General features: G+C 53.9%; 11 protein-coding genes and 1 riboswitch. Of the genes, 1 reads left to right on the forward strand and 10 read right to left on the reverse strand.

Annotation, left to right across the window (positions count from 1 at the left end):
* Window positions 1-3: 3 nt before the first annotated feature.
* The 8 genes from QT230_RS08180 to QT230_RS08215 form a co-directional block, all read right to left on the reverse strand.
* A complete protein-coding gene (locus tag QT230_RS08180; protein ID WP_308321117.1) occupies window positions 4-1,065 on the reverse strand; it encodes a proline racemase family protein in 1,062 nt (353 codons plus the stop codon).
* Window positions 1,065-2,255 carry a zinc-binding dehydrogenase gene (locus QT230_RS08185; protein ID WP_308321118.1) on the reverse strand — a complete coding sequence of 397 codons (1,191 nt, stop codon included), beginning with the start codon at window positions 2,253-2,255 and terminating at the stop codon, window positions 1,065-1,067. Before QT230_RS08185 ends, QT230_RS08180 begins: the two co-directional genes overlap by 1 nt.
* Window positions 2,256-2,314: 59 nt before the next feature.
* Window positions 2,315-2,893, reverse strand: coding sequence for an NnrU family protein (locus tag QT230_RS08190; RefSeq protein WP_308321119.1), 579 nt, complete (start codon window positions 2,891-2,893; stop codon window positions 2,315-2,317).
* A gap of 120 nt (window positions 2,894-3,013) precedes the next feature.
* Entirely contained in the window at window positions 3,014-3,982 is a 969-nt protein-coding gene (corA, locus tag QT230_RS08195) for a magnesium/cobalt transporter CorA (protein ID WP_308321120.1), read from the reverse strand.
* Window positions 3,983-4,028: 46 nt separating this feature from the next.
* The gene (locus QT230_RS08200) at window positions 4,029-5,444 is read right to left on the reverse strand and encodes a diguanylate cyclase domain-containing protein (protein WP_308321121.1); all 1,416 of its coding nucleotides are present in this window, start codon (window positions 5,442-5,444) and stop codon (window positions 4,029-4,031) included.
* Window positions 5,445-5,516: 72 nt separating this feature from the next.
* Window positions 5,517-6,887 (reverse strand): sodium:solute symporter, encoded by a 1,371-nt coding sequence (locus tag QT230_RS08205; RefSeq protein WP_308321122.1) that lies wholly within the window; start codon window positions 6,885-6,887, stop codon window positions 5,517-5,519.
* Window positions 6,877-6,984, reverse strand: a riboswitch (TPP riboswitch). (Overlaps the previous gene by 11 nt.)
* Before the next feature lie 43 nt (window positions 6,985-7,027).
* The gene (locus QT230_RS08210; RefSeq protein ID WP_308321123.1) at window positions 7,028-7,630 is read right to left on the reverse strand and encodes a peroxidase-related enzyme; all 603 of its coding nucleotides are present in this window, start codon (window positions 7,628-7,630) and stop codon (window positions 7,028-7,030) included.
* Between the two features lie 54 nt (window positions 7,631-7,684).
* Window positions 7,685-9,184: a CoA-acylating methylmalonate-semialdehyde dehydrogenase gene (locus QT230_RS08215; protein ID WP_308321124.1), complete on the reverse strand. Its 1,500-nt coding sequence runs from the start codon at window positions 9,182-9,184 to the stop codon at window positions 7,685-7,687.
* A 282-nt stretch (window positions 9,185-9,466) separates the two neighbouring features.
* Between QT230_RS08215 and QT230_RS08220 the strand changes: the two genes are divergently transcribed.
* A complete protein-coding gene (locus QT230_RS08220) occupies window positions 9,467-10,537 on the forward strand; it encodes a putative zinc-binding metallopeptidase (RefSeq protein ID WP_308321125.1) in 1,071 nt (356 codons plus the stop codon).
* Here QT230_RS08220 and QT230_RS08225 read toward each other — a convergent pair.
* Both QT230_RS08225 and QT230_RS08230 read right to left on the reverse strand, forming a co-directional pair.
* Complete coding sequence (locus QT230_RS08225; protein ID WP_308321126.1) at window positions 10,534-11,544, reverse strand: alpha-E domain-containing protein; 1,011 nt, start codon at window positions 11,542-11,544, stop codon at window positions 10,534-10,536. The two genes, QT230_RS08220 and QT230_RS08225, sit on opposite strands and share 4 nt — an antisense overlap.
* A 4-nt stretch (window positions 11,545-11,548) precedes the next feature.
* Entirely contained in the window at window positions 11,549-13,030 is a 1,482-nt protein-coding gene (locus QT230_RS08230; protein ID WP_308321127.1) for a circularly permuted type 2 ATP-grasp protein, read from the reverse strand.
* Between the last annotated feature and the right edge of the window lie 238 nt (window positions 13,031-13,268).

Genomic DNA, 13,268 nt, shown 5'->3' on the forward strand with positions numbered 1-13,268 from the left:
AAACTATGTCGCTGAAGGCTCTGCGTGCTGATGTCGATCACTCAATATGTGGTGGAGCTCACCACAGGCCACCATCGGGTCATCACAGTTAATCACAATATCCGAGTGGGCCAGCACATAGCTGCGCCCGGTAATGGTGTTCTCCACGACTTGATAGGCACCCTCCTGATGAGTACCGATGAAGGTGCCGATAAACCCCGTCTCACGTAGTGAAACCGTCTCTAACTTGTCGCCTACATTCAAACGACCTTCGTAGTTCATTAGTGCTAGGCGTGCCGATGTCCCAGTGCCCGTTGTGCTACGGCAAATAACGCCAGGATGAACATAGGTGGTTGAACGTGAACGCGTAAAGCCTTCCCCTACCTGCACTTCAGGGCCCATAAAGTGCAGAAATGGCAGTGGACCTACGTCGCCTAGGGTGTAGTGAGAAAAGCCACGCTGCGCTTTAATCGCTTCAACGATTTTATAGGCACACTCGGAGAGTGCGCGCTCCTCATCACGCACTAGCTTAAAGCCCAGCTCGGAGGCATCGACCAAGGCGTAAAATCCACCGCTGTAGGCTATGGAGTAAGTGACTTCGCCAATCCCCGGTACTTGAATCGACTCGCGATAGGTATCGATGTAGCTGGGCAGACCGCCACAGGTAACCGATTCCACTATCCCGTTATGCACCTTCGCTTCGATTTGCACTAATCCGGCCGGCGCTTCGAGTTTAAAGCGCTGAATACCCTCCTGCTTGGGTACAATGCCACTCTCCAGCACCGCAGTGGCGGTACACAGCGTATTAGAGCCAGAGTAAATGGGGTAGCCCATCACTTCCATAATAATGTAACCCGCCACCGCTTCCGGATGACAGGCAGGCACTAGCAAATCAACCGACATTTCTGGAATACCGTAGGGCTCTTCCAGCAGCAGTCGGCGCAGCCCATCGGCGTCATCACGCAGGTACTCCATCTGCTCGCGCACAGTGGCCCCAGGCAGCACATCAATTCCCCCTGTGACGATACGACTAACATCGCCCCCCGCGTGAGTATCCATTAACTGGATGGTATGGAGGTTATGCACTAGCGGCGCTCCTGATCAGCGGAAGAGGATTTTTCAAGCGCGAAAGGCGCACCGTGAGACGCCCACTGAGCATCAGGCACAAGCACAATTTTGCCCAGATAATTGCTGCCTCGATTAACAAAATAGCGCTCGGCAGCGTGTAGATCAGACAGTTTGAAGGCGGCGTGAAGCACTGGCTTTAATTCGCCGCTGCGGATCCAGGCCACCAACTGCTCAGCCTCTTCACGGGTACCGTGGGAAACGCCAAAAATTTGCACTTGGTAAAGATACACTCGGGTCCACATCATTTCGCTCAGGTTGCCACCGCTGGCACCCGCAATAGAAAGACGTGGATAGCTCTTACGACCCTGCATATCGACAATCATGGTGTCGATAAACAGGTTGGTCATCTCACCGCCGACCAAGTCCATCACCGCATCAATCGGTTTGCCGCCGGTGGTTTCCAGCACCCGCTCAACAAACGTCGGCAAGTCGTCACGGTCAATCACCGCTTCAGCGCCTAGCGCTTTGAGCGCGTCGGCTTTGTCTAACTGGCTGACCGCATAGGGAGTAGCGCCAATAATGCGGCAGAGCTGGATGAGCGCGGTGCCCACACCGCCGCTGGCACCACTGACCAGTACACGCTCGCCAGCGCTCACCTTAGCGGCGGTCATCATGTGGTAAGCGGTTTGATACGAGCACATGCCCATGGAGGCAAGCTCCGCGTCGTGCAGCTTTGGGTTGGGCACGTGATGAAACTGATCAGTTGGCACAGCGATATACTCAGCAAAGCCGCCGTCGGCGCCATGGCCATAGTAATCCGGCGTTAAGTTAATATCGCGGCGCTCATCGGCGTAGATATTAAAATCGAGTAACCCTCGCTGTCCAATGCGCTCGGCGCCAACTCCCTCGCCGACCGCCACTATGCGTCCTGCCACATCGGCACCTTGAATCCGCGGGAAGGTAAGCGTTGGCGTACCGCCCATGGCAAAGGAGGTAACGTCGCCCTTGTCCTTGGTGGGATAAAGCCCTTCGCGCGCTTTGCGGTCAGTGTTGTTTTTTGCCGTTGCCGTCACTTGCACCAGCACTTCTCCCGCCTTAGGCTCTGGCGTGGCAACATCCTGGTGGTATTCAAGCTTTTCGATACCGCCATGTCCGGTCAATAGCATGGCAGCCATTGTGGTTGGCACCGTGGGGGTCGTCTCGGCCATGGAGTAATCCTCGGTTAGGCTAACGCCTGATGACTAAAAAAATATTAGCTAAAAGTAGATTAGCTAAAAACAGGCACACCAATCAGCGCTGTATGTAGATAAAAAGCAAACACCACATACGCTATCAAGCCGACGAGGACGGTAGCAACGGTGGCCTTTTTATTGGTGCTTAAAGGCGCAGGCGGTGTAAGGCGATCGCGCTTTTTAGCGGCTTTAAACGCCAGGATAGCCCAGATAAGAAAGGCCGCAAAAAAAATAATATCGCCTAAGCGCCCGTTGACCAGCAGGTGAGCAAACGCCCAGATTTTTACTGACAGCATCATCGGGTGGCCCAGCTTGGCCTTGATGGCGTTGCCCGGAACATAGGCCGCCACCAGCATAATAAAGGCGGGCACCATCAACAGCGCCACCGCATGGCGCAGGCCCATGGGCGGGTGCCAGATAAAGAGGGGATCGAGACGCATCTGGCCAAAACCGTAAATGGCAATGCCAAGGCCAACGATGGATACCGCCGAATAGGCAATTTTCCAAGAGGTTTCGCCGCGTTTAGCAATCTGCTGCTGACACCAGCTTTCAGCAAAAATACGCGCAGAGTGACTGCCTAAAAAAATCAGCAGTCCGATAATCATAATCGTCATGGATATTCTCCCAGTTAATACGCTAGTCGACGGCTTGATGCCTTATTGTCTTGGTCGCGGGAGAGGATGCCACAGACAACCGCCGACTACCTATGCATGCGTCAACTTTTCGCTCACGGGTTAAAACCAGCGCTTGCGCTTAAACAGCCAAATCATGACGCCAGCGATACCCAGCATTGCCCCCAAGACAAAAAAGTAGCCGTACCGATAGCGCAGTTCGGGCATGTTTTCGAAGTTCATGCCATAAATCCCGGCGATAAACGTAAGAGGCACAAAGATCGCGGTAATCACCGTGAGCACGCGCATGGTGATGTTTAACTGGTGAGATGAAATCGAGATATAACCATCAATTAAGTCACCGCAAATATCGTAGTACATTTGGGTCAGGGTGTAGAGACGTTCGAAACGGTCCGCCACATCATTGATCGCGTGCAGGGTTTCGCTCTGCTCCCGGGGCAAATGCTCATAATCATAAGCGGTAAGTTCTTGGGTAATTCCCTGGTGGTAGCTAAAAATGCGGCGCATTTTAACCAATCGAGAGCGATAGGTAATGATCTTACGCATTAGCAGATCATTACCGTTTTCCAGCAGCTCGTCTTCAAGATCGCTTAACGCCGTTTCAAATTCGAGCAAGCTATCGATATAAAAGCCCGCTGAAATATACATTATCCGTAGCGCGACGTGTTCAGGCGAGTGGGCCAGCAGGGCTTTACCGTGCTCGTTGAAAAGGCGCTCAATGGAAAGCGCTTGGCCAGGGTGTAGGGTCACCAGAAACCGCTCCCCTACAAAAAAGCACACCTGCTGGGGCAGGTAGTTGAGTTCAGCATCGAAGGAGGAAATACCGCGATAAATAATCAGCGTGTGGTTATCAAACTCTTCGATCTTAGGTGGATGGCGCTCTTTGTGGGCGTCTTGAATCGCCATCGGGTGGAACTCAAACGCCTCTAGAATTTTGCGCTCGCTCTCCTGCGTCTCGCCCTGCATATCGATCCAAAGATGGCTGCCCGGCGTGTCTTGCCATACTGCTACAAGGCGTTCATCGCCCTCTTGGGCTTGCCCTTCAGGCGCAGTCAAAATAGTCCGAATCATGGTCGTCCTTGAGTAGTCATCTCGAAATAAACAACATCTAATCCGTTCAATCCACAGACGGGGCGAACCGTACCTGGGCTTTTCCTGAGCGTTTGGCGTCATACATAGCCACATCGGCTCTTTTTAACAGCTCATTCGCTGTTTCTACGCTGGCTGGTAGGTACAGAGCGACGCCAATACTGACACTTACGTTTAACGCTGCATTACCGGCGGCTATCGGCTCTTCTATCAGTTGAATTAATTTATTAGCCAATGGCTCAATTGCCGTAGGTTCACTATTTTCTAACAACAACACAAACTCATCCCCCGCCCACCGCGCAACATAGTCGGTTTCACGGACAGCATTCTCCAAACGCTCGGCGATGACGCGTAACAAATCATCGCCCACGGCATGGCCATGAGTGTCGTTAATCACCTTAAAGCCATCCAGATCCATAAACAGAACAGCTAAGGGCTGGTGGGTTCGCCGTGTGCGAGACATTGCTTCAGGCAAGCGTTCATCTAGGGCTCGCCGATTAGGCAATTTGGTTAGCACATCTTCACGGGCCTGCTGATTGCGCAGGCGCTCTAGCTGCTGGCGTTCGGTAATATCATGGATAAAAAGGCTTTTCCGTTCGCGGCCGTCAATCACCAATTTTTTGACGCGCACCTCAACGGGTAATTCATTACCATCACAACGGCACGCCGTAAACTCAATAGTTGCCCGATCATTCGCGGCAGGCAATCCTGCAGGAAAAATCAGTTGTGTAATTGGCTTAGCCAGCGCCGACTTGCGTGGCCAACCAAACATCATTTCGGCCGCTCGATTCCAATCCAGAATGACGTTTTGTGCATCAAGACTGATATAGGCGTCATAGGCAGACTCAATAACAAGGTTAAGCTCATTAGTCCGCCGTTCGATTTGGCGCTCCATGCTGCGATGTAGCTCATCCAGCGCCTGCTGGGAGGCCTTGGCATTTTTCTTTTCTATTGTTAGCCGCTCACGTAAATGAAGTTCATCAGTGACTATCGCTGCCAGATCTTTCAGAGCCGCTAACTCGTCCTCGCTAATCGCACGCGGCTTGGTGTCGATCGCGCAGAGAGACCCCAGCGGTAGGCCCTTTATCGAACTCAGCGGTATACCTGCATAAAAACGAATACCGCTGGGAGAAGTCACCAATGGGTTTTGAGCAAAACGGGCGTCTTCGCTGGCATCTTCAACGATAAATGGCTCGGCGGCCATAATGGTGTAAGCACAGAAAGCGACATCTCGAGAGGTCTCACGCGTCTCAATACCAACGCGCGATTTAAGCCACTGACGCTTTGCATCAATCAAAGTCACCGTTGAGATAGGCACATGCAGCAATTGGACCACAAGCCTAGTGACGCGATCAAACGCAGGCTCGTCGGGGGTGTCTAGCAGCTCAAGTTCATAGAGCGCCGCTAAGCGCGCCTCTTCATTAAGTGCTATTGGGTAGCTCATAGCTATCTCACCCATTGAAGTAGGTGTGTATCTCCAGCATACCGCGACCAGCACTCTACTGCTTAATTCTCACTACTTGCTAGCCAGCCTTGCGAGTATGACGCTTGTCAGCGTAGAAGCAATTAACGCGCCTAAAAACGGCCCCAGCGTGGGAATACTGCCCGGGAAACTCGCCGCAACCACGCCCGCCAACAGACTACCCTGACTGAACCAGCCTGGTAGAATCGCGCCTAGTAACCCAGCCATCCCACCGGCAATGGCCGCGAATGACGTCATACGCTGCCATAAGCCAAGCAGAACGGGCACCACAATGGCGGCACACAGTAAATCGGCAATTAAGAACAGCCGCAGTACCGACAGGCCCTGCAAGGCAATGACTACCACCGGGATCATTACGACTACCGTCACCCAGCGGGTAGCAACCAATGAAACGCCCTGCTGTTCACTGCGGGCGACAACCAAGGAAGCGATACCGTTTTGTAGTGTATCAACGCTAGAAGCCACCAAGGTGACCGCCAGCACTAAGGCAGGCAGCGTCAGCCATGCTGGCGTCTCCGTTAGCAGCGCAAAAAACGGCATGGGTGGCTGGCCAAGGGAGATTCCACTCATGGCGGCGAGCATGCCTAAACCGCCAATCACCATTACCACTGCCACTGTCATCGCGCCACCTAACCAAGCGCCACGACCGAGGCTTTGATCATCGCGGGCAGCCCATACGCGTTGCCAATACCCCTGATGAAAGAGATTCGCCGCCGTGACTGCGATGACCAGCGTTAACGCGACGCTAAGCGCACTGGTGACAGGAATTGAAGGCAGCGTCGCTTCGTTAGGCATTGCAGGCAACCGCCACAACGCAACGCTGCCCACCGCTGACAAGAGCACAAGCAGCAGCCATGCCTGCCAACGGTCCGTGGCAAGGCTGGCGCGCAGCCCTCCAACCGCTGTATAAACCAGTGTAGTAAGTGCCACACCAATAATGACCAGTGCGGGCGGCACATCAGAAAGCAGCGCGGTGATCGCGCCGATGGCGGTTAGCTCAGCAGCCAAAAAGCAGGCCATATAGCCGACCGACACCAGCGTGACCCAACGCCGTACGCCTATGCCATAGCAAGCTTCAGCAAACTCGGCAATGCTGCGTCCCTCGGGCAGTGCGCGACGAATCTTAGGCCCATACAGGCCCAATACTATGAAGGGCAGCGCAGAGCCAAGCGCATAACCAGCGAGGGCGAGCGGGCCAACAAAAGCGCCAATTTCGGGGGGAGCAAAAAGAATCCAGGCGCCCATTCCGGAGGCAAGAAAGGAGAGCCCCAGGGTAGAAGCTGTTTGCGAGTTGCGAGCGGTGACATAGTCATCTAGCGGGCCATCTACCCAGCGAGCCCTTAAGCCCAAATAAGCAAAGCAACACAGCGCCGCGCCAAGCACGGCTGACGTCAGGTAAAGCATGTCGCACTTCCTCCGCCGGTACTAACCGGATCAGGTTCCAGGGTCTGCGCGCTGCGCATTCTCAGCCCTTTGATAAAGGGCTCCCCTGGCGACAGTGAATGTAGGCGCTATCCTTACCGATAAAGACGCCTTAGTAAAGCTTAAGTAGTATTTGCCGTATCACTACGAGGCACACGCCCCATCAAGTAAAACTCCTCATTGGGCGGGGTGCCTGCTAACGTCACTAACCGATTCGATAAGCCAAAGAACGCCGCAATGGCACCAATATCCCAGCAATCATCCTGAGTGAAGCCCACTTCCAACAGGTTTGTAAGCCACTGATCGGTCAATTCACCGACGTCAATGGCACAGTGCATAGCAAAATCGAGCATCACGCGGTGGCGCTCACTAATCGGCGCCACGCGATGATTGATGGCGACCTGGTCTGCCAACAGAGGGTCTTTGCTATAAATTCGCACCAACGCTCCGTGGGCAACCACGCAGTATAAACAGCGGTTACGCGCGCTAGTGGCGACCACGATCATCTCTTTTTCCGCTTTTGTAAGCGAATCTGACTCGCGCTCCATCAACGCATCGTGATAGGCAAAAAAGGCCCGAAACTCTGCCGGGCGATGAGCTAACATTAGAAACACATTGGGCACAAAGCCCGCTTTTGCCTGCACCTCCATGATGGCGTTGCGAATATCCTCTGGCAAATCCTCGAGCGTTTCCGGAATGCTAAAACGGCTTAGTGATGCAGACATAGTCACCTCATTATTGTGAATGTACTTGCCGTTGCAGTAGCAGATACCAACGTTTTAGCCAAGTGAGATCGTGCTGTTGATCCCGCTAGAGACATTTTCAGGTTCAAACCAACGTGCAGTCACCGTTTTGGTTTGCGTCCAGAAAGCGATCGCCTGTTTGCCGTTGGGGCCTAAATCGCCCAGCTTTGAAGCCCGCGAGCCGGTGAAGCTGAAGTAAGCGACCGGCACGGGGATCGGCACGTTAATACCGATTTGGCCAACTTCAATATCCGTTTCAAAACGGCGCGCCACCCAACCAGAGTTAGTAAAGATAGAGGTGCCGTTACCGTTAGGATTCGCGTTGATAAAGGCAATCGCCTCATCCAGTGTTTCCACGCTAACCACACACAGCACCGGGCCAAAAATCTCTTCGCGGTAAATAGTCATATCCGCCGTGACATCAGCAAACAGGGTCGGCCCTACAAAGTTACCGTTGGGATAGCCCTCAACCTGAACATTGCGCCCATCGACCATCAGTTTGGCGCCCTCTTTCTCGCCTGCATCAATCAAGCGCAGCACGCGATCACGGGCGGCTGGTGATACCAGCGGACCCAAATCCGCATCAAGCTGAGTGCCCGGACCCACTTTCATTTCCCGCGCCGCATCGACGATATCGCCCAGCCACTCGCGCGCCTCTCCGACCAGTACGACCACCGAGTTTGCCATGCAGCGTTGGCCTGCAGCGCCAAAGGCTGAGCCCAGCAAGTTGTTGATCGCTTGGCTACGGTTAGCATCAGGCATGACCACACAGTGGTTTTTAGCCCCCATCATCGCCTGCATGCGCTTGCCTGCCGCTGCCGCACGGTTATACAGCAGCGAACCCACGTGGGTAGAGCCGATGAACGAGAGCGCTTTAATATCCTGATGATCAGCAATTTGATTAGCCACATCCGGGCCACCGTGCACCACGTTGAGCACGCCAGCGGGGACGCCTGCTTCGTGAGCCAGCTCGACTAAACGCATGGTGGAGCTGGGGTCTTGCTCTGAAGGTTTCAGAACAAAGGTATTGCCGGTGGCAATGGCCAGCGGGAACATAAAGCACGGCAGCATAATAGGGAAGTTAAACGCGGTAATCCCCGCCCCCACTCCCAGCGGCTGATGCATGGTGTATACATCTACCTCGTTGGCAGCGTTTTCAGCCAATTCACCTAGTTGCAGCGACGTAATCGAACAGGCGTGCTCCACTACTTCCAAGCCACGGCCGACTTCACCCTCCGCATCCGGCAGGGTTTTGCCATGCTCTTCGGTAATCAGTGCCGCAAGCTCTGCGGTATTGTCGCGGATCAGCGCTTGAAGCTTGAGCATAATGCGCATGCGCTTGCCCAGGGGCACTTTACGCCACTCTTTAAACGCCTCTTTGGCACTGCTGATAGCGCGCTCTACTTCGGCAGCGGTACAAAACGGCACCCGGGCAACCACTTCTTGTGTCGCCGGGTTAACCACATCGCGCCACTCCTGGCTTTGCGACGGCACGGGCTGGCCATCGATATACATGGTGATTTCGCGAACGGACATAGCGTTGCTCCTGTTGATGATTGTGGTTGTTATGGTGCTGGTTGTTATAAAAAAAGCAGTTTTTATAAAGCACGTTGCTGTAATGCAAGAGCATTGGGTATAGCAGCAAGTTGACGTTAACGTCAACTAGCCATTGTATGAGTAAACAAAATCTGCAGCGCGACGTCAATTCGCCTTTCCATAGTGGCGCCGCGCTGGCTATGCTTCGACTTATTAGCAAAGCCGTGCCTGATAGGGGTGCTCACGGTAAACGCATGACGTGTTTAACACAGGGAATTAATTATGCAGACCTTTAGCTGTCGCTGTGGCAATCCGCTGTTTTATGAAAATACCCACTGCCTTAGCTGCCAGTCCGAGGTTGGCTGGTGCCCTGCCTGTAGTAATATCGTTGCCATTGAACCGCTGGATAATGGCGGCTTTCGCTGTACGCATCCAGGTTGTGATACGCCATTGATGAAGTGTTACAACTTCGCTGTTGAGAACGTCTGCAATCGTATGGTGGTGATGGAAAATGGCCAAGCGGACGCGCTATGCGACTGCTGCCGATATAACGCCATGATTCCCGATTTAACCATTGATGGAAACCGCGAGCGCTGGGCAGCACTCGAGGCGGCAAAGCGTCGTTTGTTTCATACCCTGGATTTACTTAAATTACCCCACGGCACCCAAGAGGATGATATTGCGGTTCCACTCAGCTTCTCGTTTATGGCCGATGCCCTGCCCGATCAGGGACTATGGCGCTCCACCGCCAAGCAAGAAAAGGTCTATACCGGGCACGCATCGGGCCATATCACCATCAACGTTAAAGAAGCCGATGACGTTGAGCGCGAGCGTCTGCGGGTCGATATGAACGAGTCCCACCGCACCTTGATTGGCCATTTCCGGCATGAAATCGGCCACTACTATTGGGATGTGTTGGTAAAAGATCGTGATGAGGAAGCGTGCCGGGCAGTATTTGGCAACCACCATCGGCCAAGCTATGCCGAAGCGTTAGAGCGCTATTACCAGCAGGGCGCGCCGAGCGACTGGCCGAGCCGCTGCATCTCTGCCTACGCCACCATGCACCCCTGGGAGGATTTTGCCGAAACCTTCGCTTACTACTTAGATATGGTCGCCGTGCTCGACACCGCCCTGCACATGGGCATCACCCACGTTGAGTACGACGGCAGCCTGGATAGCATGCTGATTGCCTTCCATCAGGTAGGTATGTCGGTTAATGAACTCAACCGGGATATGGGCTTGCTTGATTTGGCCCCCGGAGTACTCGCCCCAGCGGTGCGCGAAAAGCTGGCGTACCTGCATCACATCATCCAGGCCGCCAGCCCATTAGAACGTGATTCCTTTAAAAGCTAGTCGTTATCGTTGTCTCCCGAGTGGCTTTGACTCTGGCTCTGGCTTTGAGTTGGGACCACACGGGGGACGCTGTCATCATTGACAAAATAAGTCGCGCTGAGCGTATCGTGAATGGCGGCAAAGCCAATTTGCAGTTCATCGATAAACGCATGCAGCTTACTGGGCGAATGCGCCAACGCCTGAATATCGGCATCTACCACATCAGCGCGCACCAATGAAACGGTCGCCGACGGACGATCTTGGCGGGGTAGTAGCGTCAGCTCATGGCCCAGCGTCTCCAGGCTGCAGGCAATCGAGCGCGGCAGATTGGGGTCTTGCAGTAGAAAGCGCAACACATCCGGCCCGCGCACACGTAAACGCACCTGCTGGCGATACATTTGGTACGCCGTCAGCGATTTAAGCACGCTCATCCACTGCAGGTTTTCAAACGGCAGCAACTCTTCAGGGTTTTGTGGCAACAGGCTGGCCGAACGCACATCCACAATGCGCGTGGTCATATCAACGCGTTCTAACTGACGCCCCAGCTCAATAAAGGTGCGCGCGGGACCATGACTTAACGTGCCCTCAATAAGACCCGTCAATGATTGGCAGCCACGAATCACGCTCTTAAGAAAGCTATCGCGACGGCGTGGACTAACGCCATTTTCAGCATGATCGGCGACGCTCAGATAGAGCTGATTGACCTCCTCCCAAATTTCCCGGGGTACCACATCCCGGGTGGTTCTCAAATTCTCACGGGCACTGGCCAGTGCAGAGAGGATTGAAATGTCATTGTCGGGATCAGCACACAAAAAATGCACCACGTTGCGCTCATCAAACGTTTCATGGCGGGCGGTGAAGGTTTCCAGACTGCCGGTCATTTCGATAAGCGGTGCCCATCCCAGCGGTAGGCGCCCTGGCAAATCAAGCATGAGGTGACTGTTGACGCTCAGTAGACGGGCGGTATCTTCCGCGCGCTCGATGTAGCGCGCCATCCAATAGAGATTCTCTGCAACGCGTGACAGCATGGCGTTAGGCTCCTTTCACCGCGGCCACTGCCGCCTTATCGTCGGTTTCCACAATCCAGGTATCTTTGCTGCCACCGCCTTGAGAAGAGTTCACCACCAGCGACCCCTCTATCAACGCCACTCGGGTGAGCCCTCCGGTGGTTACATGAATTTCCGGTCCGGAAAGAATGAAAGGGCGTAAATCCACGTGACGTGGCTGTGGTAATCCATTGGTCAGCGTCGGGGTAGTAGAGAGTGCCAGGGTGGGCTGGGCCATATAATTGCGCGGGTTCGCCTTAATCAAGCGGGCAAATTCTTCGCGGGTCTCTTTGGTTGAACGCGGGCCAATTAGCATGCCGTATCCGCCCGACTCATTGGCGGGTTTGACCACCAATTCATCCAGGTGATCAAGCACATAGCGGCGATCATCCTCAAACATGCACAGATAGCTGGGCACGTTGGGCAGCAGCGGTTCTTGATCGAGATAATAGCGGATCAACGCGGGCACAAAGGCGTAGACGACTTTGTCATCCGCAACGCCCGCTCCCGGTGCATTGGCTAGCGCGACTTTCCCCGCCCGCCAAGCGCGCATTAGGCCCGCCACGCCTAGCATTGACTCAGGATTAAACGCTTCGGGGTCTAAAAACTCATCGTCAACGCGACGATAAATCACATCCACTCGGCGCCGCCCTTCAACGGTGCGCATATAAACCACGTCATCGTCATCCACCACTAAGTCACTACCCTGCACTAACTCAACCCCCATTTGCTGAGCAAGATACGCGTGTTCAAAGTAGGCAGAGTTATAAATACCCGGTGTCAAAACCACTACCTGTGGCTCATCGCCAGGTCTGGGTGACATCGCTGCGAGCATGTCATAAAGATTAGCTACATAATCATCCACAGGCAGAATTTTGCCCGAGGCGAACAGCTCGGGCAGCACTCGTTTAGTGACGTTGCGGTTTTCCAGCATGTAAGAAACGCCAGAGGGAATCCGTAAGTTATCCTCCAACACATACAGCGTACCGTCACCATCACGCACCAGGTCTGAACCGCAAACGTGGGCCCACACGCCGTGGGGGGGATTAATGCCGACGCACTGGGAGCGGAAATTAACCGACTGCGCCAGCACCTCGGCAGGTAACACTTTATCCTTGATGACTTTTTGGTCGTGGTAGAGATCATCAATAAATAGGTTCAGCGCCTGTACGCGCTGCTTGAGACCCGCCTCGGTTTTACGCCACTCACTGGCGGGAATAATCCGCGGCACGATATCAAAAGGCCAGGCGCGATCAATCATTGCGCCTTCAGAATAAACGGTGAACGTAATCCCCATGGTGCGAATGGCGATCTCCGCCGCTGTTTTCCGCTCCGCTAACTCTTCTGCGCTAAACCTTGCCAACATGTTGCACAATTCACCCGCTGACTCGCGTGGCTGGCCGGGTGCGACCATCAGCTCATCGTAGAAATCACGACATGCATAGTTATTCCAATTCACTTGGCTCATGGGCGCTCTCCTGGCGCTGGGGTGGAAGCGGCAACTTCCTCAATGCTCAGTGTAGGCCTGCCGCGCGCAAAACAATCAAACAATTGAGAGCAAAATACGTACCATCTTTTGCGATATTTCAACGTTCGCTTACTTAAACGCTTCTTGACAGGGAGCACGAGCCAATTAAAGCGACTTTATGCTCCACATCGGTGCAGCAAAACAGTGCTATTTTGGTGCATTAAGTGATTTCCACTTT

This window comes from Halomonas sp. SpR8 (assembly GCF_031010195.1).
Classification (GTDB): domain Bacteria; phylum Pseudomonadota; class Gammaproteobacteria; order Pseudomonadales; family Halomonadaceae; genus Vreelandella.

What these genes read in the sequence shown, in the direction of transcription:
- QT230_RS08220 (WP_308321125.1), top strand. Translation starts at nt 9,467, where the DNA reads ATGCAGACCTTTAGCTGTCGCTGTGGCAATCCGCTGTTTTATGAAAAT.
- corA (WP_308321120.1), bottom strand. Translation starts at nt 3,982, where the DNA reads ATGATTCGGACTATTTTGACTGCGCCTGAAGGGCAAGCCCAAGAGGGC.
- QT230_RS08205 (WP_308321122.1), bottom strand. Translation starts at nt 6,887, where the DNA reads ATGCTTTACCTGACGTCAGCCGTGCTTGGCGCGGCGCTGTGTTGCTTT.
- QT230_RS08185 (WP_308321118.1), bottom strand. Translation starts at nt 2,255, where the DNA reads ATGGCCGAGACGACCCCCACGGTGCCAACCACAATGGCTGCCATGCTA.
- QT230_RS08200 (WP_308321121.1), bottom strand. Translation starts at nt 5,444, where the DNA reads ATGAGCTACCCAATAGCACTTAATGAAGAGGCGCGCTTAGCGGCGCTC.
- QT230_RS08230 (WP_308321127.1), bottom strand. Translation starts at nt 13,030, where the DNA reads ATGAGCCAAGTGAATTGGAATAACTATGCATGTCGTGATTTCTACGAT.
- QT230_RS08190 (WP_308321119.1), bottom strand. Translation starts at nt 2,893, where the DNA reads ATGACGATTATGATTATCGGACTGCTGATTTTTTTAGGCAGTCACTCT.
- QT230_RS08225 (WP_308321126.1), bottom strand. Translation starts at nt 11,544, where the DNA reads ATGCTGTCACGCGTTGCAGAGAATCTCTATTGGATGGCGCGCTACATC.
- QT230_RS08215 (WP_308321124.1), bottom strand. Translation starts at nt 9,184, where the DNA reads ATGTCCGTTCGCGAAATCACCATGTATATCGATGGCCAGCCCGTGCCG.
- QT230_RS08210 (WP_308321123.1), bottom strand. Translation starts at nt 7,630, where the DNA reads ATGTCTGCATCACTAAGCCGTTTTAGCATTCCGGAAACGCTCGAGGAT.